This is a genomic window from uncultured Streptococcus sp. (assembly GCF_901875575.1).
Classification (GTDB): Bacteria; Bacillota; Bacilli; order Lactobacillales; family Streptococcaceae; genus Streptococcus.
The window spans coordinates 42,725-61,556 of record NZ_CABFMF010000002.1 but is presented as its reverse complement, the minus strand read 5'-3'; the positions used below and the strand labels follow the sequence as shown (position 1 = coordinate 61,556).

Here is an 18,832-nt window from a genome sequence, read left to right as displayed (position 1 = left end):
AGCGTCTTTAGGCGCTGGCTGGTAATTTGGGCTTATAGCCCTGGTACAAACCACCCGTTTGACGGGTGGTCATGATTGCTATTAAAACTCAAAATTGAAATGTATCACTAAAATCATTGTTTAAAATCAATCTTTTTGGTTTCAATCACTCTCACAGTTGCTCTTACTGCATGAAATTCATCAATAAATTTACTAATGAGCTCAAAATTTGGTTGACTAACTCTTCCTGGCATTAATTTTTCAGCAACTGGTTTACGATAGCGAGCAACTTTACCACAGTGATAATATAGTTAACCTAAATCAAGAATAGGTTCAAACTCTTCAAAGCGACTATAAAGAACATAACAAGATTTATATGTGATAACTACTTCCTCTATCTCTTAAGTACTATATAAGTATTTCTAATATTTGATACTCGTAGATATTTACCATCTTTTATTTACCCTCAAACAATACAAAAAAGCTCTAGACAATATGACTAGAGCACCTTCTAATTAATATAAATCAACAAATAAGAATATCGTAGTTATGCTTTCATAGATTTTTAATTTTAAAACGACTATAACTTTAAATGCTTACAATAATTTAAAATCAATTAAAACATAGAGTCTATACACTTCTTATCGATTTTGCTATATATGTAAAATTTCATCGAGTTCTTGTCTGTTTTTTGCTGAAATTAATTTATCCCAAATAGGACAAGATTGTAATTCTTTATCGACATTTAACCTCAACCTTATTTCAAAAATATTTCTCCAAAATCTACTATTTTTTTCAATATTTGGACTAAATTCGAAGTGGCTGATTTTTTCTGCTTCAATTAAATCTTTGATATTGTGTATTATGTATTTTTCAAAGTTGCATTGAGACATAAAATAATTGTCTATAATAGCTGCATAATTCCTTAGATTAGTCATCATTGACAAAGTCTCTTTAAATGTTGGAACTTTATGTTCACTATAATGTGTGATATAGTCATTAATATTCAGATTACAATAGGTGCTTAAAAATTCATCCTTATATTTCCTTAGTTTTCCTTTCTGATCTCCAGAAAAAGTATCATGTGTCCCATGTATTAACTTATTTCTCCAATAAATAGTAGAAAGAACGAGATAGTATTCTTTTGTTTTTAAATCTGGGTATTCTTCAACTAATTGTTCAATTTTATGAATAATCGATTTTTTCAAAAAAGCACCTTGCAACTCTATAGGAAAATCATCACTTATTGGAATTACTTGATTCTGAATAAAATCTGATAGGTACGCTTCAAAAGCAGAAACCGAATAAACTAATGAAGATCTCTGGATAAATAATCTCGCTTCCTCTTTAGCATTGACAATATTTTGGGGATTCCAGGAAGTATTTAAATCTGTTGGTCTATCATCCACGGATTTAATTAAATCTATTCCAATATACGACGTAATAAAAAACTGATTCTCTCTACCATGTTGTTTTTTATATTTCTTAAGGTTAATAGACTCCATCACCACAACACCACCTATTTATATGAGCATTCCGAGAATCGAACTCGGTCCCCTGGGACTAAGGATTCAATAAACGAATAGTTAAAATCCCATATGCAACCACTTACACCAAATGCTCTCATTACTATTATAACATTTCACTATAAAAAACTAAAGTAGGCTGATATTCATTGATTTTTTTAATGAGCCACCAAATCGAAGAGTAGAAAAAATAAGGTTAAATAGTTGCTAAAAACTACATTTTGAAGTAAAAGTCTGTTAATAGTCACAAAATTTTCTGTTAGGTAACTTAGGTTAATTTGATAGAACAAAAAAACGCTCTAGACAATATGACTAGAGCGTTTTCTATATATCCTAACATCTAATTTATTTCACAAAAAATGTAGTCAAAAATGTAGTCATTCGGCTGATTTTTGTTGCAATCTATTGAAATTTAGAATTTCAAGAATTGCTTTAAATCAAGGTTTTCACCGTCAACTGACGTGTATTGAATGTCTACTTAACCTCTGTAAACACAACGTGTTTGCGAAGTTTTGGTGAGTATTTCTTCAATTGAAGACGGTCTGGAGTGTTACGTTTGTTTTTAGAAGTAAGGTACAAGCGTTCACCAGATTCTTTGTGTTCAAGTGTAATATTTACGCGCATGGTATCTCCCTTCTATTATTCAGCTGCTGCAGCTTTAGCGATTTTACGTCCTTTGTAGTATCCTTTAAGTGATACACGGTGAGAACGTGAGTAATCTCCAGTAGTTTCGTCAAAGTTTACAGATGGAGCTGTTACTTTGTAGTGTGTACGACGTTTGTTTTTCTTCGCTTTTGAAGTGCGACGTGCAGGTACTGCCATTTTGATTTCTCCTTTAGGTATTTATATTCGATTCAATCTACTGATTTTCATCAACCATACTAGAATAACACATTTTTTTTGTAAAGTAAAGTTACTTGACAAAAAAAGATGAAAAAATTCTCCTGTCCGACATAGCAAACAGGAGAAAATGCTAAATATCAATCTCAAATGGTTCGTCAATGGTTTCTGAGACGTATTTTCCGTCTTTCTTCCGTTGCTTGACACACTCTGTGAGGAGATATTCGATTTGCCCATTGACTGAACGAAAGTCATCTTCTGCCCATGATGCGAGTGCAGCGTATAACTTTGTTGAGAGTCGAAGGGGGATCTGCTTTTTTTTAGCTTCAGCCATCTTTAGTAAAGACTTCCTGTGTTGACAATTGGTTGTGCATCATGATTGCCACAGAGTACGACAAGGAGATTTGAAACCATGGCAGCTTTTCGTTCTTCGTCAAGCTCTACCAATTCCCCTTCATTGAGTCGTTCTAGTGCCATTTCAACCATTCCTACAGCACCATCCACAATCATCTTACGGGCATCAATAATGGCAGATGCTTGTTGGCGTTGAAGCATGACAGCAGCAATTTCTGGAGCGTAAGCTAGGTAAGTAATACGTGCTTCAAGGATTTCTAAGCCAGCATCTTCAACACGACTTTGGATTTCTTCACGAATACGGTTAGCTACAATTTCGCTAGAGCCACGGAGACTACCTTCATCTGCTTGCCCGTCACCTGTAGTGTCCACATTAGGAGACACATCGTAAGGATAGATGCGGACAATATTACGGAGGGCGCTATCACATTGTAATGAAAGATATTCCTTGTAGTTATCAACGTTGAATACTGCCATAGCGGTATCGACAACTCTCCAAGTTACCGCGATACCGATTTCTACAGGATTTCCTAGACAATCATTGATTTTTTGGCGAGAATTGCTCAAGGTCATGACTTTGAGTGAAATGTGTTTCTTGCTAATTTCAATATTTACATCATTGTCATTTGATGATTTAGCTCCTAAAAAAGGAGACTTTGTGCTAACATCACCACTTTGTCCAAGTCGAGTGTGGTTTGCAGGGTTGACCGCTACGCTGAAGGGATTGACAAAGTAAAAACCAGGTTCTTTGATGGTACCTGTATAGTTACCAAAGAGTGTCAGAACCAGAGCTTCTTGAGGTTTGACAACTTTTAAACCAGCATGAGTTAGCACTGCAATTACGATTAGTAAAGGTCCGATAATCATTCCAAAAATGTTTTCCGAACCAACACCCATTATAAATATAAAGACACCGAGTACGATTGTCAACTCAATGAGAATCAATGCTAATATACCATTTGGTTTTGAATTGATTAGTTTTTCAGTCATAAGAATGACCTCCTATTATATGATATCTAAATGATATCACTTTAATTTATAAAGTCAAGAAATAAATGTAATATTTTTAAATAAAAGGTTGCTGTATAGAATTTTCTGAAAATTCAAGAATTTTCTTCTGTTCATTGCTTTTAAAATGTGCTATAATAGTAAAAACTGAAATGGGAGGGAACAAATGACTGAATTAGATAAACGTCACCGCAGTAGCATTTATGACAGTATGGTAAAATCACCAAACCGTGCTATGCTTCGTGCGACTGGTATGACAGATAAGGACTTTGAAACACCGATTGTGGGAGTGATTTCGACTTGGGCGGAAAATACACCATGTAATATCCACTTGCATGATTTTGGGAAATTGGCTAAAGAAGGTGTCAAATCTGCAGGTGCTTGGCCTGTGCAGTTTGGAACTATTACTGTAGCGGATGGGATTGCCATGGGAACGCCTGGTATGCGTTTCTCTTTGACATCTCGTGATATCATTGCAGACTCAATCGAGGCGGCTATGGGTGGCCACAATGTCGATGCCTTCGTCGCTATCGGTGGCTGTGACAAGAACATGCCTGGATCTATGATTGCTATTGCTAATATGGATATTCCAGCAATTTTCGCTTATGGTGGAACTATTGCACCGGGAAATCTTGATGGCAAAGATATCGATTTGGTTTCTGTTTTTGAGGGTATCGGAAAATGGAACCACGGTGATATGACGGCTGAGGACGTGAAACGTCTTGAATGTAATGCCTGCCCTGGACCTGGTGGCTGTGGTGGTATGTATACTGCTAATACCATGGCGACTGCTATTGAAGTTCTAGGTATGAGTTTGCCAGGCTCTTCATCTCACCCAGCTGAATCAGCTGATAAGAAAGAAGACATCGAAGCAGCAGGACGTGCTGTTGTCAATATGCTGGAGCTTGGTCTCAAACCGTCAGATATCTTGACTCGTGAAGCCTTTGAAGACGCCATTACTGTAACCATGGCTCTCGGTGGTTCTACAAACGCCACTCTTCACTTGCTTGCCATTGCCCATGCTGCCAATGTTGATTTGTCACTTGAGGACTTCAATACCATCCAAGAGCGTGTGCCTCACTTGGCTGACTTGAAACCATCTGGTCAGTATGTCTTCCAAGATCTCTACGAAGTCGGTGGTGTGCCTGCGGTTATGAAATATCTCTTGGCAAATGGTTTCCTTCATGGAGACCGCATCACATGTACTGGTAAGACAGTTGCTGAGAACTTGGCTGACTTTGCAGATCTGACACCAGGTCAAAAAGTTATCATGCCTCTTGAAAATCCAAAACGTGCAGATGGTCCGCTTATCATCTTGAACGGGAACCTTGCACCAGACGGTGCGGTTGCCAAGGTATCAGGTGTGAAAGTGCGTCGTCACGTTGGTCCAGCTAAGGTCTTTGATTCAGAAGAAGATGCCATTCAGGCTGTTCTGACAGATGAAATCGTTGATGGCGATGTAGTTGTTGTCCGTTTCGTTGGACCTAAGGGTGGTCCTGGTATGCCTGAGATGCTGTCACTTTCATCCATGATCGTTGGTAAAGGTCAAGGAGACAAGGTTGCCCTCTTGACGGATGGCCGTTTCTCTGGTGGGACTTATGGTCTGGTTGTTGGACATATCGCTCCTGAAGCTCAGGATGGTGGACCAATTGCCTACCTTCGTACAGGCGATATCGTTACGGTTGACCAAGATACCAAAGAAATTTCCATGGCCGTATCCGAAGAAGAACTTGAAAAACGCAAGGCAGAAACAACCTTGCCACCACTTTACAGTCGTGGTGTCCTCGGTAAATATGCCCATATCGTATCATCTGCTTCTCGTGGAGCCGTGACAGACTTCTGGAATATGGACAAGTCAGGTAAAAAATAAACTTAAAAAGCAAGCCAATCTCGGCTTGCTTCTTTTCATCTTCAAAAGTGATTTGCCTGCTTATACTCAATAAAAATCAAAGAGCAAACTAGAAAGCTAGGCGCAGGTTGCTCAAAACACTGTTTTGAGGTTGTGGATAGAACTGACGAAGTCAGCTCAAAGTACTGCTTTGAGGTTGTAGATAAGACTGACGAAGTCAGCTCAAAGCACTGCTTTGAGGTTGTAGATAGAACTGACGAAGTCAGTAACATATATCTACGACAAGCCGATGCTGACGTGGTTTGAAGAGTATTAACGAGGTGGTAGTCCAAGGGCAATGCGGCCGTAGCGACTGATTCGTGTGATTTTCCAAGCAGGCGACCAGGTAACTTCAACCTTGACATCTTCGATACCCTCGATTTGTTTCAGACCTGCGACGATTTCGATAGGCAGGCTTTCGGCGCAATCACAGGCAGTGTCAGTGAAGGTCATGACAATCTTGCAGAGGCCTGTTTCATCCAGATTGATTTCATAAATCAGTCCTAGATTGTAAACATCCAATTCCACATCTGTATCAAAAACCTTCTCTAGTTTTTCGATAATTTGGTCTTGCAAGGCCAAAGCACGGTCATTGATTTTGATATCGTCTCTCATAGCAGTCCCTCCACGTGATAAATATCCTCTATTTTCTCATAATTCTGACAATTTGGCAAGTTTTTGATGAATTTTCTGAAAAAATATGATAATATAAAGAAAATATAGAATCAGGGGGAAGTCTATGGAGCAGATTGGAAAAGTCTTTAGACAATTACGAGAGTCAAGAAATATCTCGCTGAGACAAGCAACTGGGGGACAATTTTCGCCGTCTATGTTATCTCGCTTTGAAACGGGTCAGAGTGAGCTTTCGGTGGAAAAGTTTCTATTCGCCCTAGAAAATATATCTGCCAGTGTGGAGGAAATCCTCTTTCTGGCGAGAGGTTTTCAGCATGATACAGATTCTGAGTTGAGAAAAGAAATCATAGATGTCTTGGATCCAAAGAACATAGCTCCGCTTGAGGACTTGTATCGTAGGGAGTATCAAAAGCATGCCCATTTTCACAACAAACAGAAACATATTCTAAATGCCATTATTATCAAGTCTTATATGAAGGGCATGGATGATACGGTAGAGTTAACGGCAGAGGAAGGGAGAGTCCTTCATGACTACTTGTTTTCTACTGAAATTTGGGGAATCTATGAACTCAATTTATTTTCAGTCAGTTCTCCCTTTTTATCTGCTTCTCTTTTTACTAGATATGTACGAGAAATGGTCCGCAAATCTGACTTTCTAATGGAAATGTCTGGTAATCGAAACCTGTTTCACACCATGCTATTGAATGGTTTTTTAGCCAGCATTGAGTGTGAAGAATTTACTAATGCCCATTATTTTAAACGTGTCATTGAAGAGCATTTCTACAATGAAAATGAAACCTATTTCCGAACTGTCTATTTGTGGGCAGAGGGTCTCCTTGATAGCAAGCAGGGAAGAGTCAAGGAAGGTCAGAAAAAGATGGAGGATGCTGTCCATATTTTTGAGATGCTTGGCTGTAATAAATCGGCCGAATACTATAGAAAAACGACCGATTCTTGAATATCTGCAAACCAAGAAAATCATTTGAAATTTGAAGCGATAGAACTGTTGGGCTCTCTCGTGTCACTGGAGAAATTCTATCGTTTCTTTTTGCTCATTTTATTTGTTGCATATATTCAAAAGTTTTTCCTCTAAAATTTCTAAGTGCTATACTATAGTCATACTTCACATAGAACTTATACTCTTCGAAAATCTCTTCAAACCACGTCAGCCTCACCTTGCCGTAGGTATGGTTACTGACTTCGTCAGTCTTATCTACAACCTCAAAGCAGTACTTTGAGCTGACTTCGTCAGTCTTATCTACAACCTCAAAGCAGTACTTTGAGCTGACTTCGTCAGTTCTATCCCCAACCTCAAAGCTGTGCTTTGAGCAACCTGCGGCTAGCTTCCTGGTTTGCTCCTTGATTTTCATTGAGTATTCGAACAAGAAGGGAGATTACCTATGAAACTATTGTTTAGAAATCAAGCTTATCGACTCTTGACTTTGTCACGCTTCTTCAATGCTTTTGGTGCTTCGATTTTTAATCTGGTCTTTATCGTCTATGCATCGACCCTGCCACAAGCATCTTTTGCGGTTGCTATGGCGAATATTGTCATGATTCTTCCGACTTTCTTTACAGTTTTTGTAGGGATTCGGGCAGATTATACGAGGGCCAAGGTCAAATGGATGGTCTATAGTGGTTTGTTTCAGGCGGTTTTATTTTTTCTAGCAGCCCTAGTTGTCCAGCAAGCTAGTCTCTTTGCCTTTTCTAGCCTGTGTTTAATCAATGTCATTAGTGATGTCATCAGTGATTTTGCAGGTGGCTTGCGCATGCCTCTCATTAAGGAAAAAGTAGCTGAAGATGATTTGATGGAGGCTTATTCTTTTTCCCAGTTCATCACCTATATTTCAGCTATTGGTGGTCAAGCTTTTGGAGTCTGGCTCTTAGGTCTATCGGTCAACAATTTTTCCCTCGTTGCGGGAATCAATGCCTGTTTCTTCCTAGTATCAGCCGTCATCCTCTTTTTAGGAAAAAGCAAATTGAGCCTGTCAATGTCATCTGCTGATGGTGAAATTCTAAAAAATGAGAAGCTTCCGATTAAAGAGCAGTTCCTAACGATTTATCGAAATTTACGTCTCGTTTTTCTTAAAGGTGGGCAGAAAAACTTTGGTTTTATGCTCTGTGCTGTCTTGCTTATCAATGCCTTGGGTGGCGCTTTAGGAAGCATCTATAACATCTTCTTTTTGAGCCATTCTCTTTTGGACTTTTCTTACACAGAGGCATTATTTATCAGTCAATTCTGTGCTTTGCTAGCAATCATCATCAGTAGCCTTACGGGCAATGATTATTTTGGGAAGCAGTCCTTGCCTAGATTGATGATGTGGGTGACCGTAGGACTCAGTCTAGTTGGTCTAGCTAATTTATTCAATCAAGTCGTACTTGGTTTACTATTTCTCTGTTCAACTCTGTATGTGTCTGGTAAAGTTCAACCAAAGATTAGTGCCATGCTCCTGAAAAATCTAGCTCCAGAGGTTCTAGCTCGTACCAGTAATTTTTTAGGTTTATTGTTTACCTTATCCATACCTGTGGGAACAGCCTGTTTTTCACTTGTAGCTGTATGGAATATACAGTTGACTTGGATGCTATTTGTTGGTCTTTCCTTGATAGCTATTCTTTTGACAGTTATTAATCTCAAAAATGATATCTAAATCCTAATTTTTTTCTCACTGTTTTAATCCCTTTATTTATGGTAAAATAGGACTATTAAGTTTAAAGAGGATTCCCTATGAAATTGCAAAAACCAAAAGGAACGCAGGATATTTTACCTGCTGAGTCTGCCAAATGGCAGTACGTTGAGGGCTTTGCCCGTAAAATTTTCAAGCGCTACAACTATGCAGAAGTGCGCACGCCTATTTTTGAGCACTACGAGGTCATCAGTCGCTCTGTCGGCGATACAACGGATATCGTAACTAAGGAAATGTATGATTTCTATGACAAGGGTGACCGCCATATTACCCTCCGTCCAGAAGGAACTGCGCCAGTTGTCCGTTCCTATGTGGAAAATAAACTTTTCGCACCAGAAGTGCAAAAGCCAAGTAAGTTCTACTACATGGGACCTATGTTCCGTTATGAGCGTCCACAGGCAGGGCGTTTGCGCCAATTCCACCAGATTGGTGTTGAGTGTTTTGGATCTAGCAATCCAGCTACCGATGTGGAAACTATCGCGATGGCAGCCCATTTCTTGAAAGAAATCGGTATCCAAGGTGTCAAATTGCACCTCAATACTCTTGGAAATCCTGAGAGCCGTGCAGCCTACCGCCAAGCCTTGATTGACTATTTGACACCGCTCAAGGAGACCTTGTCTAAGGATAGCCAACGCCGTTTGGAGGAAAATCCTCTCCGTGTCTTGGACTCTAAGGAAAAAGAAGACAAGGTGGCAGTGGAGAATGCGCCGTCTATCTTGGACTTCCTTGATGAAGAAAGCCAAGCTCATTTTGATGCTGTGCGTCAGATGTTGGAGAATCTTGGAGTAGACTATATCATCGATACCAATATGGTGCGTGGTCTAGACTACTACAACCACACCATTTTCGAGTTTATCACTGAGATTGAGGGCAATGACCTGACAGTCTGTGCGGGTGGTCGTTACGATGGTTTGGTTTCTTATTTTGGAGGCCCTGAAACTGCTGGATTTGGTTTTGGACTTGGTGTAGAGCGTCTGCTTCTCATTCTTGAAAAGCAAGGTGTGGCTCTCCCTATCGAAAATGCCCTAGATGTCTATATCGTAGTCTTGGGTCAAGGAGCAAATGTCAAGGCTTTGGAGTTGGTACAAGTTCTTCGCCAACAAGGTTTCAAAGCAGAGCGTGATTACCTCAACCGTAAGCTCAAAGCTCAGTTCAAGTCAGCCGATGTCTTTGCGGCTAAGACTCTCATCACCCTAGGCGAGAGCGAAGTCGAAAGCGGACAAGTGACGGTCAAGAACAATCAAACCCGAGAAGAAGTGCAAGTGTCACTTGAGACAATCAGCCAAAACTTCTCAGAAATCTTTGAAAAACTAGGATTTTATACTCAATGAAAATCAAAGAGCAAACTAGAAAGCTAGCCGCAGGTTGCTCAAAACAGTGTTTTGAGGTTGTGGATAGAACTGACAAAGTCAGTAACCATATCTACGGCAAGGTGAAGCTGACGTGGTTTGAATTTGATTTTCGAAGAGTATTAATAGTAGAAAAATTGGTCAGGAACCCACTCCTGACCGTTTTCTTTTGCAAAATGACAAAAATTATAAACTTTTTGACAAATATGCTTGTCAAAAAGAAAAAGATGTGTTACAATAAATTCAAGTTAAGAAATAGGAAGCAGAAAGGAGCTATGATGTGGGTAGTAGTATTTATACTATTTATGATTTTCTTTTATTCTAATAATTCTAAAAAAATCAAGAAACTAGAGAATAAAATCAAAAAGCTTGAGCGAAAAGAGAAAGGAAATATAGAAATGTCAAGATTATTGCAAGAAATGATTGGAAAGAAACCAATTATAACGGGAGTGTATATTGGGCCAGATAACTGGGAAGTTGTGGATGTTGACGAGGAATGGGTCAAACTACGTAGCGTTGATAAAAAGGGGAAAGAAAAATTCAAGTTGCAACGTATTGAGGATATCCAAACCGTTGAATTTGATGGAGAGTAGGTGTGTAACATGCAACTAAAAAATCGTCTAAAAGAGCTTCGGGCTCGCGATGGTCTCAATCAAACCGACCTAGCCAAGCGGGCAGGGGTTTCCAGACAGACCGTTAGTCTACTAGAACGGGATGAGTACACCCCATCCATTATCATTGCCCTCAAAATATCTCACATTTTCAACGAAACAGTCGAATCGGTATTTCGCTTGGAGGAGGACGAGTGATGAACAAGTATAAAGTGTTTTATTATATGAGCGTTCTTGTCCTCATTGTGAATGCTTTCGCTATGGTTGGAACATTACTGGGGTGGTTCTATTTTGTTGAAAGTAAGTATTTGTTTTGGATTAATTTAGTCCTCTTATCCATTTTCAATCGGTTAGAGAAAAAGGAGAAAAATGATGAAAAAGTATAAAGTGATCTATTATGTAGTAGCCATAGCTCTATTAGTCAGCATGTGTCTACTAATTGGAACAAATCTAGGATGGTTTGATCTCTATTACAGCGACCAATTTATCTGGGCCTACTTTGCTCTTATCCCAGTTGTTGACTGGATTGAAAAGAAAGCAAACAATTTAGCAAATGAAAAAGGAGAATGAATATGAAAGAGTTTTTAGCAGGATTTCAAGTAGATACAGAACAAAAAGAACTTGCAGGTGTCTGTGCAGGTTTAGGAAATTATTTTAATATCAAGACTAACGTCATCCGTTTAGTAGCCATTTTGTTGTTTCTTTGGTCAACGGAGTTTGGGATTTTAACAGTCATCCTATATGCTTATCTAGCAGGTTGGCTTGGGAGAGACCCTTTAGGAGAAGGGGCGAAAAAAGCAAGAAATCAAGCTATTCTCTTGTTTGCTGTTTGTTTGATTTTAGTATCACTTGGAACAGAGGGCTTGACAGCAATTTATGAATCAGGTAAAGTCTTTGGTCAGTGGTTAGTTGGATTGGTTTAATTTAGAAGGAGAATGAATATGGAAAAGAAAAAGAAACGTGGATTGTTATTTTTAATGTCTGTTGTCTTGGGAGGTTTCTTGGGCAGTTTTGTAGGGATGTTTAAGGCTGTTTCCGAATCCCACGGAATCATTTTAGATGTGAAAGTCTTGATACCATGGATATCAGCTATTTGTTTACTGATAGGTCTCATTAGTCTTCTTTTGACATTCAATTTCCTAAAGAAAAGCAGAAAATTTCACTCCTTATATCAAGAGGAAATGGATGATGATCTGAATGAAAGCTATTATGTGCAAATGTATCGGAATCTCGAGTTTGGAACCATTGCTTTTAATATTGCAAGTGTAGCGATTTTATTGGCTCTCTTCATTTCAGCAAGTGAACAGATTGTACTAAATAGAAGCAATCTAACCTTATCTCTTTCTTTTTTGGCATTAGTGTTGGTTTTCAATGTTCAAAAATATCTTTATAAAACCATTTCGATTGTTCGTCAGTTTGATTTGGCATTTTTCTCTACACCAAAGGATGTCTTGGACTATATCAATTCTTACGATGAAGGGGAGCGCCAAGCTAATTTTGAACAGAGTTTTCGGATTTTATTCCAATTAAATAACTATGTCTTGCCAGGTCTCTACATTCTAATTGATCTCTTTTCCTTACTGACAGGAGAGATTCAGTTACTCGCCTTATTGCTTGTCGGAGCTATCCATATTTATATCAATGTGATGCAGTTACCTATGGTGACACGCTATTTCAAATAAAGGAGTTTCTATGATTCGTGTTGAAAATGTAAGTAAAAGTTTTGGGAGCAAAAAAGCTCTTCATCAGATTTCTTTTGAGATTAAGGAAGGTGAAATCTTTGGTTTTCTTGGACCTTCTGGCTCAGGTAAAACAACCATGATCAACGTCTTGACGGGTCAGTTGCCTGCAGATCAAGGTGAAACAGTTTTGTTAGGCAAGAATTCTCAAGATTTAACCTCAAACGATTTGGAACAAATCGGTATTGTTAGTGATGGCAGTGGTTTTTATGAAAAGATGAGTCTTTACAAAAATCTGCTCATTTACGCTAAGTTATATGGTCTCAAGTCAGATAGAGTAAATCAGGTACTCCAACAGGTTGGATTGGCAGATGCTAAAGATATTATCGCAGAAAAACTATCTACAGGAATGAAACAACGAATGTTCTTGGCTCGTGCCCTTCTAAATGCTCCTAAGATTCTCTTCCTAGATGAGCCAACTAGTGGCTTAGACCCTACAACATCTAAGATGATTCATACCCTACTTCAAGAATTAAAGCAAGCGGGGACAACTATCTTTCTGACCACGCATGATATGAATGAGGCAACTCTGCTTTGTGATCGCTTATCTCTTTTGAATAAGGGAAACTTAATAGAGTATGGAAGTCCGCAAGATATCATCCAGAAGTACCATGTGGATAAGAAAGTACGTGTGGTTTATAATGATGGACGAGAACAGATAGTTCCATTTGAAGAATTGCCACATTTAGACACGACAGATTTGATGATGGTTCACTCTTGTGAGCCAACTTTAGAAGAAATCTTTATCAGATTGACAGGAGAAAAGTTAGATGTTTAGAAAATTAAATGCCCTACTATGGTTAAGATTACAAGTTCTTATCAGCAATTCAACTTTGTTGGCGACTCTATTGTTGCCTTTTGGACTGGCTGTTCTATATAATGAGTTCTTAAACAAGAGTGGAGAATTGAGTACGTATTTCCTTTCTATGAGTTTGACGATGGTCTTGAGTATGGGAAGTGGTTATATGGTATCGATTATGATGGCAGAAGATAAGGAAAAGCGCAATCTTAAATCACTCATCCTAAGTGGTGTGACAGCAACAGAATATACTTTCAGTATGCTCATTCTCCCTCTGTTGATTATGTTGCTTGGAATGATTTTACTACCAATCTATTTTAAAGTGGATGTATCAGGTTACTTATTGGCCTATGTTATCTATTTGGTCTTAGCAGCTATTAGTGTTATTTTTCTCAACCTTCTAATCGGTGCAGTGTCAGATACTCAGTCTAAAGCGCAAGTTTATAGTATGTTTCCTGTGTTTATCGTCTCTTTTTTACCCATGATTGCTCTTCAAAATGATACGGCTCAAAAAGTGTTGGATTATTCGTTCATCGGTCCTATTGTAAATCTTTTAAATAAAAAAGGTGGAGAAATATCCTTTTCTAATATCGGCATGTTACTTGCCTGGGTACTTGTGTTAGGGATAGCAAACCTCATTGTATTGAAAAACAGCTATAAAGCAAGATAGGAGACCTTTATGAAACTACTTAAAAACCTTGGCTGGTTTCTTCTAGCCATTCTATCCTTTGTGTTTATCTATGGTACCGTTCAGAGTGGGGCTGTAGAAGCTTTGAATCTAGGCGCTTCACCCTATGCTACTACCTTGCTCTATGTGGCCTTGGCTGGAGTATATGTGTACGTCATTTATAAATGGTACCAGAAAGCTCCTGTCCATATTGAGAAGAGTAGTTTTAACCGATTTATTTGGCTCCCTGCCTTGGTTTGGTTCTTATCTCTTGTCGTTCAATTTTTCCTACCAAATGATCCTTCGGTAAATCAGCAAACAGCGACAGACCTGACCTTGGCTCAGCCACTTTTCTCATTCTTTGCTATTAATATTTTTGCTCCTTTGACGGAAGAACTCATCTTTAGAGGGATGTTAGCACGCTATCTCTTTCCTAAGCAGGACAATAGTAAACAAACTCTGCTTTTCCTTCTGGTATCGAGTGTTCTGTTTGCCTTGATTCATTCTCCAGGAACTTTGCAACAGTTTTTAGTTTATGCTAGTCTTGGTTTTAGCTTGGGCTTGGCTTATATTAGCAGAAAAGGTCTGCTCTACAGTATTTCTCTACATGCTTTGAATAATTTAGTCAGCTTTTTGATGATTCTCATGCTATAATAGAGTCAGGAGGTCACATGAAACGAGTAATTTTATTAGCAGTGATTCAAGCAGTCGTTCTATTTTTCATCATTGGAGCGCTAGCGTACGCCTTCAAAGGTGATTTCTTCTACAGCCATCTAGCAGTGGTCTTTGCCCCTATTGCCGGTATCTGGCGTTTTGGAACAGCTTACACAACGGAAATTGTCTTGCCTCGAAAGGCAGCTGAAATTGCTGAAAAACGTAAAGCAGGCAAAAATTCAAAATAAAAGAGTCCGGTGAACTTCATCGGATTTTTGTATTAGCGCTAATTTTTAGAGTCTTCACTTGATTTTTAAAGACTGGCAAACTTTTCTGCTGATTTTCATGAAGAGCCTGCGCTTTTATGGTAAAATAGTAACAGAATAAAAGAGGAGAGAAACAATGAAACGTAGTATGTATGCTGGTCGTGTTCGTGAGGAACACATCGGACAAGAAATGACCTTGAAAGGATGGGTTGGCCGTCGTCGTGACCTTGGTGGTTTGATCTTTATCGACCTTCGTGACCGTGAAGGAATCATGCAGTTGGTTATCAACCCTGAAAAAGTCTCTGCAGAGGTCATGGCAACAGCTGAAAGCCTTCGTAGCGAATTTGTTATCGAGGTAACTGGTCAGGTCGCTGCGCGTGAGCAAGCCAATGATAAGTTGCCAACTGGTGCAGTTGAGTTAAACGTGACAGCTTTGACTGTGCTTAATACAGCTAAGACAACCCCATTCGAGATTAAGGATGGGATTGAGGCAAATGACGATACGCGTTTGCGTTACCGTTACCTTGACCTTCGTCGTCCAGAAATGTTGGAAAATCTTAAACTTCGTGCTAAGGTGACCCACTCTATCCGAAATTACTTGGATGAGTTGGAATTTATCGACGTAGAGACACCATTCCTTTCTAAGTCAACACCAGAAGGAGCGCGTGACTATTTGGTGCCATCTCGTGTTAATAAAGGGCATTTCTATGCTCTCCCTCAAAGTCCACAAATCACGAAACAGCTCTTGATGAATGCTGGTTTTGACCGTTACTACCAAATCGTTAAATGTTTCCGTGATGAGGACCTGCGTGGAGATCGCCAACCTGAGTTTACCCAGGTCGACTTGGAAACATCCTTCCTTACTGAGCAAGAAATCCAAGATATCACAGAAGGCTTGATTGCGCGTGTCATGAAGGAAACAAAAGGCATTGAAGTCACTTTGCCTTTCCCTCGTATGAAATACGATGACGCTATGGCTCTTTACGGTTCTGATAAACCTGATACTCGTTTTGACATGTTGCTTCAGGATTTGACAGCAGTGGTCAAAGGTGTAGACTTTAAAGTCTTTTCAGAAGCACCAGCTGTAAAAGCCATTGTGGTCAAAGGAGCTGCGGACAACTATTCACGTAAAGACATTGATAAGATGACTGAAGTAGCCAAGCAGTACGGTGCCAAAGGTCTTGCTTGGGTCAAGGTTGTTGATGGAGAATTAAACGGACCAGTTGCCAAGTTCTTGACTGGCATCCAAGCAGAATTGACAGCAGCACTTGCGCTTGAGGATAAGGATTTGGTTCTCTTTGTGGCAGATACGCTTGAAGTGGCCAATGCAACGCTCGGTGCCCTTCGTGGACGTATTGCCAAAGAGCTTGGCTTGATTGATAACGATAAATTTAACTTCCTTTGGGTGATTGACTGGCCAATGTTTGAATGGTCTGAAGAAGAAGGCCGTTACATGAGCGCCCACCATCCATTCACACTTCCACAGGAAGAGACTGCTCACGAATTAGAAGGTGATTTGGCTAAGGTTCGTGCCATTGCTTACGATATCGTCTTGAACGGTTATGAGCTTGGTGGTGGTAGTCTTCGTATCAACCAAAAAGACCTTCAAGAACGCATGTTCAAGGCTCTTGGTTTCTCAGCCGAAGAAGCAAATGACCAGTTTGGTTTCCTTCTTGAAGCCATGGACTATGGTTTCCCACCACACGGTGGTCTGGCTATCGGGCTTGATCGATTTGTCATGCTCTTAGCAGGAGAAGAAAATATCCGTGAAGTTATTGCCTTTCCTAAGAACAATAAGGCAAGTGACCCAATGACACAAGCTCCTTCAACCGTCGCTCTCAAACAACTAGAGGAACTCAGCTTACAAGTAGAAGAAGATGAAACAAGCAAAACGAATTAAGCGGTGGCGCTATTATCTGCGCCGCTTTGCTTATCAGATAAAAATTTTACGTGTCTTACAAAGCATCTCTCGCGAAAAGTATGATGAGAAGATTTCGGCCTCTTTGGTATATGGTTTTTTATCAGCAGTAGCGGTCAATTTCTTTTTCCAACCAGGACATGTGTATTCGAGTGGTGCGACAGGTTTGGCACAGATTATCTCTGCCTTAAGTAATCACTGGTTTGGTTTTCATATTCCGATTTCATTGGCTTTCTACGCGATTAATTTTCCTTTGATGGTCTTGGCTTGGTATCAGATAGGGCATAAGTTTACCGTCTTTACCTTTATCACGGTATCCATGAGTTCCTTCTTTATCCAGTTTGTCCCTGTGGCGACCTTGACGGAGGATCCTATTATCAATGCCCTTTTTGGGGGTGTTGTCATGGGCTTGGGGATTGGTTTTGCTCTTCGCAACAATATCTCCAGTGGTGGGACGGATATTGTCAGTCTGACTATTCGCAAGAAAACGGGTAAGAATGTCGGTAGTATTTCTTTCTTGGTAAATGGGACAATCATGCTGATAGCAGGTTTGACCTTTGGTTGGAAATACGCTCTTTACTCTATGATTACCATCTTTGTCTCTAGCCGTGTGACAGACGCTGTCTTTACCAAGCAAAAACGCATGCAGGCCATGATTGTGACCAATCATCCAGATAAAGTAATTGAGAAAATCCATAAAAAATTGCACCGTGGCGCAACCATGATCCACGATGCAGAAGGAACCTATAATCACGAGAGAAAGGCAGTTTTAATTACTGTCATTACACGTGCAGAGTTTAATGAATTTAAACAGATTATGAAACAGGTGGATCCAAGCGCCTTTGTCTCTGTCTCGGAGAATGTTCATATTTTGGGACGGTTCGTTGAAACAGACAATTAGTAACTAAAAAAACCAGCGCGAGCTGGTTTTTATTTTTCAACAATTTTATGTCCAATCAACTGGCGGTAACAAATTTGTTTATTGTTTTTGTTATCATTAATAATCTGGAGGATAGTTTCAAGAGAAACACGACCAAGTTCTAAGCTATTGATATCAACATAGGCCGCCAAGTTGAGCTTGGGATTTACCGAGTCAAAGCTGAGAACAGGGACATCCAGTTGGTGCTTAGCAATATAGTCACAGACCCCTTCGGCTAGGAGACTATCGGTTGTAATGATCGCATCAATCTGCGGGTCATGCTGAAAGAGGAGTTGACTAAATTGATACCCTTTTTCTTCTAGGAACTCAGTTGCAAAGTAGGTCAGATTGTCATCAAGAGGCAGTTTGTATTGCTTGAGTGCGGATTCGTAACCAGTTAGACGGTCTTGTGTAACGAAGAGTTTCTTAGAACCTCCGATAAAGGCAATTCGTTTGCAGCCTTTTTTGATGAAATATTCGGTTGCATCCAAACCAGCTTGGACATTGTCATTATCGACAAGAGGAATAAAAGGTGAAATAGATTTTCCTAAGATGAGGAAGGGGAACTGCTCATCAGCAACCAGTTTGACCAAGGGATCGTCCTCTTCAGCATAAAGGAAAATCAACCCATCTACACGCTTACCATAGACCATCTGAGAAATAGCTTTAAGACGCTCTTTTGCATCTTTACCTGTCGCAATCTGAATGGCGTAGTGGTTTTCAGAGGCGACTTGGGCAATACCACGGAGGACAGATGGGAAGAAAGGATTTTGATAGAAGGCATCTGAGTCGTCAGGAAGCACCAAGCCGATAACTTGAGTATAGCTGCTCACTAAGCTACGAGCATTGAGGTTGGGGTGGTAGTTGAGTTCCTTCATAGCCTTGCGAACGCGTTTTTTCGTTTCGTCGCTAATGGTTGATTTGTTTTGAATAACACGGGTTACGGTTGAAGGTGAAACACCTGCAGCCTTAGCCACATCTTTAATCGTAACGGGCAT

Annotated in this window: 25 protein-coding genes; 17 read left to right on the top strand and 8 right to left on the bottom strand. The window is 39.7% G+C overall.

Annotation, left to right across the window (positions count from 1 at the left end):
• Positions 1–632: 632 nt before the first annotated feature.
• The 5 genes from QZ114_RS00550 to QZ114_RS00530 form a co-directional block, all read right to left on the bottom strand.
• Positions 633–1,484 carry a hypothetical protein gene (locus QZ114_RS00550; protein ID WP_295498394.1) on the bottom strand — a complete coding sequence of 284 codons (852 nt, stop codon included), beginning with the start codon at positions 1,482–1,484 and terminating at the stop codon, positions 633–635.
• Positions 1,485–1,979: 495 nt separating this feature from the next.
• Positions 1,980–2,129: a 50S ribosomal protein L33 gene (rpmG, locus tag QZ114_RS00545; RefSeq protein WP_001265622.1), complete on the bottom strand. Its 150-nt coding sequence runs from the start codon at positions 2,127–2,129 to the stop codon at positions 1,980–1,982.
• A gap of 15 nt (positions 2,130–2,144) precedes the next feature.
• Complete coding sequence (gene rpmF, locus QZ114_RS00540) at positions 2,145–2,327, bottom strand: 50S ribosomal protein L32 (protein ID WP_000290416.1); 183 nt, start codon at positions 2,325–2,327, stop codon at positions 2,145–2,147.
• 151 nt (positions 2,328–2,478) lie between these two features.
• Positions 2,479–2,679, bottom strand: coding sequence for a PTS ascorbate transporter subunit IIC (locus QZ114_RS00535; RefSeq protein ID WP_000796544.1), 201 nt, complete (start codon positions 2,677–2,679; stop codon positions 2,479–2,481).
• Positions 2,680–2,681: 2 nt separating this feature from the next.
• Positions 2,682–3,689, bottom strand: a complete 1,008-nt coding sequence (locus QZ114_RS00530; RefSeq protein WP_295498360.1) for an SPFH domain-containing protein — start codon at positions 3,687–3,689, stop codon at positions 2,682–2,684.
• 184 nt (positions 3,690–3,873) lie between these two features.
• On the opposite strand from QZ114_RS00530, the gene ilvD reads away from it, so the two are divergent.
• On the top strand, positions 3,874–5,577 hold the full coding sequence (ilvD, locus tag QZ114_RS00525; RefSeq protein WP_295498357.1) for a dihydroxy-acid dehydratase: 1,704 nt from the start codon (positions 3,874–3,876) through the stop codon (positions 5,575–5,577).
• Positions 5,578–5,709: 132 nt separating this feature from the next.
• Positions 5,710–5,862 carry a hypothetical protein gene (locus tag QZ114_RS00520; protein ID WP_295498354.1) on the top strand — a complete coding sequence of 51 codons (153 nt, stop codon included), beginning with the start codon at positions 5,710–5,712 and terminating at the stop codon, positions 5,860–5,862.
• A 6-nt stretch (positions 5,863–5,868) separates the two neighbouring features.
• Here the strand turns inward: QZ114_RS00520 and QZ114_RS00515 are convergent, their stop codons facing one another.
• Positions 5,869–6,210: a metal-sulfur cluster assembly factor gene (locus QZ114_RS00515; RefSeq protein WP_001204052.1), complete on the bottom strand. Its 342-nt coding sequence runs from the start codon at positions 6,208–6,210 to the stop codon at positions 5,869–5,871.
• A gap of 124 nt (positions 6,211–6,334) precedes the next feature.
• Between QZ114_RS00515 and QZ114_RS00510 the strand changes: the two genes are divergently transcribed.
• On the top strand, positions 6,335–7,186 hold the full coding sequence (locus QZ114_RS00510) for a helix-turn-helix domain-containing protein (protein WP_295498350.1): 852 nt from the start codon (positions 6,335–6,337) through the stop codon (positions 7,184–7,186).
• Positions 7,187–7,280: 94 nt separating this feature from the next.
• Here QZ114_RS00510 and QZ114_RS00505 read toward each other — a convergent pair whose 3' ends face one another.
• A complete protein-coding gene (locus QZ114_RS00505; protein WP_295498347.1) occupies positions 7,281–7,598 on the bottom strand; it encodes a hypothetical protein in 318 nt (105 codons plus the stop codon).
• 30 nt (positions 7,599–7,628) lie between these two features.
• Here QZ114_RS00505 and QZ114_RS00500 point away from each other — a divergent pair, with 30 nt between their 5' ends.
• From QZ114_RS00500 to QZ114_RS00435, 14 genes are all read left to right on the top strand, one after another.
• Positions 7,629–8,876, top strand: coding sequence for a transporter (locus tag QZ114_RS00500; RefSeq protein ID WP_295498344.1), 1,248 nt, complete (start codon positions 7,629–7,631; stop codon positions 8,874–8,876).
• Positions 8,877–8,953: 77 nt separating this feature from the next.
• Entirely contained in the window at positions 8,954–10,243 is a 1,290-nt protein-coding gene (hisS, locus tag QZ114_RS00495; protein ID WP_295498341.1) for a histidine--tRNA ligase, read from the top strand.
• A 143-nt stretch (positions 10,244–10,386) separates the two neighbouring features.
• A complete protein-coding gene (locus QZ114_RS00490; protein ID WP_366926332.1) occupies positions 10,387–10,854 on the top strand; it encodes a hypothetical protein in 468 nt (155 codons plus the stop codon).
• Positions 10,855–10,863: 9 nt separating this feature from the next.
• Complete coding sequence (locus QZ114_RS00485; protein ID WP_295498397.1) at positions 10,864–11,070, top strand: helix-turn-helix transcriptional regulator; 207 nt, start codon at positions 10,864–10,866, stop codon at positions 11,068–11,070.
• Entirely contained in the window at positions 11,070–11,258 is a 189-nt protein-coding gene (locus QZ114_RS00480) for a hypothetical protein (protein ID WP_295498339.1), read from the top strand. The genes QZ114_RS00485 and QZ114_RS00480 overlap by 1 nt, the downstream gene beginning before the upstream one ends.
• Positions 11,245–11,442 (top strand): hypothetical protein, encoded by a 198-nt coding sequence (locus QZ114_RS00475; protein ID WP_295498336.1) that lies wholly within the window; start codon positions 11,245–11,247, stop codon positions 11,440–11,442. Before QZ114_RS00480 ends, QZ114_RS00475 begins: the two co-directional genes overlap by 14 nt.
• Before the next feature lie 2 nt (positions 11,443–11,444).
• Positions 11,445–11,795 carry a PspC domain-containing protein gene (locus tag QZ114_RS00470; RefSeq protein WP_295498334.1) on the top strand — a complete coding sequence of 117 codons (351 nt, stop codon included), beginning with the start codon at positions 11,445–11,447 and terminating at the stop codon, positions 11,793–11,795.
• Positions 11,796–11,813: 18 nt separating this feature from the next.
• Positions 11,814–12,554, top strand: coding sequence for a DUF3169 family protein (locus tag QZ114_RS00465; protein ID WP_295498332.1), 741 nt, complete (start codon positions 11,814–11,816; stop codon positions 12,552–12,554).
• Positions 12,555–12,564: 10 nt separating this feature from the next.
• Positions 12,565–13,389 (top strand): ABC transporter ATP-binding protein, encoded by an 825-nt coding sequence (locus QZ114_RS00460; RefSeq protein ID WP_295498330.1) that lies wholly within the window; start codon positions 12,565–12,567, stop codon positions 13,387–13,389.
• A complete protein-coding gene (locus QZ114_RS00455) occupies positions 13,382–14,080 on the top strand; it encodes an ABC transporter permease (RefSeq protein ID WP_295498327.1) in 699 nt (232 codons plus the stop codon). Before QZ114_RS00460 ends, QZ114_RS00455 begins: the two co-directional genes overlap by 8 nt.
• Before the next feature lie 9 nt (positions 14,081–14,089).
• Positions 14,090–14,731 (top strand): CPBP family intramembrane glutamic endopeptidase, encoded by a 642-nt coding sequence (locus QZ114_RS00450; RefSeq protein WP_295498326.1) that lies wholly within the window; start codon positions 14,090–14,092, stop codon positions 14,729–14,731.
• A gap of 17 nt (positions 14,732–14,748) precedes the next feature.
• A complete protein-coding gene (locus QZ114_RS00445; protein WP_033682917.1) occupies positions 14,749–14,979 on the top strand; it encodes a hypothetical protein in 231 nt (76 codons plus the stop codon).
• A gap of 154 nt (positions 14,980–15,133) precedes the next feature.
• A complete protein-coding gene (gene aspS, locus QZ114_RS00440; protein ID WP_295498322.1) occupies positions 15,134–16,897 on the top strand; it encodes an aspartate--tRNA ligase in 1,764 nt (587 codons plus the stop codon).
• On the top strand, positions 16,875–17,816 hold the full coding sequence (locus tag QZ114_RS00435) for a YitT family protein (protein ID WP_033682919.1): 942 nt from the start codon (positions 16,875–16,877) through the stop codon (positions 17,814–17,816). Before aspS ends, QZ114_RS00435 begins: the two co-directional genes overlap by 23 nt.
• Positions 17,817–17,845: 29 nt before the next feature.
• Here the strand turns inward: QZ114_RS00435 and QZ114_RS00430 are convergent, their stop codons facing one another.
• Complete coding sequence (locus QZ114_RS00430; RefSeq protein ID WP_295498318.1) at positions 17,846–18,832, bottom strand: LacI family DNA-binding transcriptional regulator; 987 nt, start codon at positions 18,830–18,832, stop codon at positions 17,846–17,848.

Excerpts from the sequence above, each read along its gene's own strand:
- QZ114_RS00500 (WP_295498344.1), top strand. The coding sequence starts at position 7,629 with ATGAAACTATTGTTTAGAAATCAAGCTTATCGACTCTTGACTTTGTCA.
- QZ114_RS00455 (WP_295498327.1), top strand. The coding sequence starts at position 13,382 with ATGTTTAGAAAATTAAATGCCCTACTATGGTTAAGATTACAAGTTCTT.
- QZ114_RS00535 (WP_000796544.1), bottom strand. The coding sequence starts at position 2,679 with ATGGCTGAAGCTAAAAAAAAGCAGATCCCCCTTCGACTCTCAACAAAG.
- QZ114_RS00485 (WP_295498397.1), top strand. The coding sequence starts at position 10,864 with ATGCAACTAAAAAATCGTCTAAAAGAGCTTCGGGCTCGCGATGGTCTC.
- QZ114_RS00430 (WP_295498318.1), bottom strand. The coding sequence starts at position 18,832 with ATGCCCGTTACGATTAAAGATGTGGCTAAGGCTGCAGGTGTTTCACCT.
- QZ114_RS00450 (WP_295498326.1), top strand. The coding sequence starts at position 14,090 with ATGAAACTACTTAAAAACCTTGGCTGGTTTCTTCTAGCCATTCTATCC.
- rpmF (WP_000290416.1), bottom strand. The coding sequence starts at position 2,327 with ATGGCAGTACCTGCACGTCGCACTTCAAAAGCGAAGAAAAACAAACGT.
- QZ114_RS00460 (WP_295498330.1), top strand. The coding sequence starts at position 12,565 with ATGATTCGTGTTGAAAATGTAAGTAAAAGTTTTGGGAGCAAAAAAGCT.
- QZ114_RS00510 (WP_295498350.1), top strand. The coding sequence starts at position 6,335 with ATGGAGCAGATTGGAAAAGTCTTTAGACAATTACGAGAGTCAAGAAAT.
- QZ114_RS00505 (WP_295498347.1), bottom strand. The coding sequence starts at position 7,598 with ATGAAAATCAAGGAGCAAACCAGGAAGCTAGCCGCAGGTTGCTCAAAG.
- QZ114_RS00550 (WP_295498394.1), bottom strand. The coding sequence starts at position 1,484 with ATGGAGTCTATTAACCTTAAGAAATATAAAAAACAACATGGTAGAGAG.
- QZ114_RS00515 (WP_001204052.1), bottom strand. The coding sequence starts at position 6,210 with ATGAGAGACGATATCAAAATCAATGACCGTGCTTTGGCCTTGCAAGAC.
- QZ114_RS00445 (WP_033682917.1), top strand. The coding sequence starts at position 14,749 with ATGAAACGAGTAATTTTATTAGCAGTGATTCAAGCAGTCGTTCTATTT.
- hisS (WP_295498341.1), top strand. The coding sequence starts at position 8,954 with ATGAAATTGCAAAAACCAAAAGGAACGCAGGATATTTTACCTGCTGAG.
- QZ114_RS00470 (WP_295498334.1), top strand. The coding sequence starts at position 11,445 with ATGAAAGAGTTTTTAGCAGGATTTCAAGTAGATACAGAACAAAAAGAA.
- aspS (WP_295498322.1), top strand. The coding sequence starts at position 15,134 with ATGAAACGTAGTATGTATGCTGGTCGTGTTCGTGAGGAACACATCGGA.
- QZ114_RS00465 (WP_295498332.1), top strand. The coding sequence starts at position 11,814 with ATGGAAAAGAAAAAGAAACGTGGATTGTTATTTTTAATGTCTGTTGTC.
- QZ114_RS00530 (WP_295498360.1), bottom strand. The coding sequence starts at position 3,689 with ATGACTGAAAAACTAATCAATTCAAAACCAAATGGTATATTAGCATTG.
- QZ114_RS00435 (WP_033682919.1), top strand. The coding sequence starts at position 16,875 with ATGAAACAAGCAAAACGAATTAAGCGGTGGCGCTATTATCTGCGCCGC.
- ilvD (WP_295498357.1), top strand. The coding sequence starts at position 3,874 with ATGACTGAATTAGATAAACGTCACCGCAGTAGCATTTATGACAGTATG.
- QZ114_RS00480 (WP_295498339.1), top strand. The coding sequence starts at position 11,070 with ATGAACAAGTATAAAGTGTTTTATTATATGAGCGTTCTTGTCCTCATT.
- rpmG (WP_001265622.1), bottom strand. The coding sequence starts at position 2,129 with ATGCGCGTAAATATTACACTTGAACACAAAGAATCTGGTGAACGCTTG.
- QZ114_RS00475 (WP_295498336.1), top strand. The coding sequence starts at position 11,245 with ATGAAAAAGTATAAAGTGATCTATTATGTAGTAGCCATAGCTCTATTA.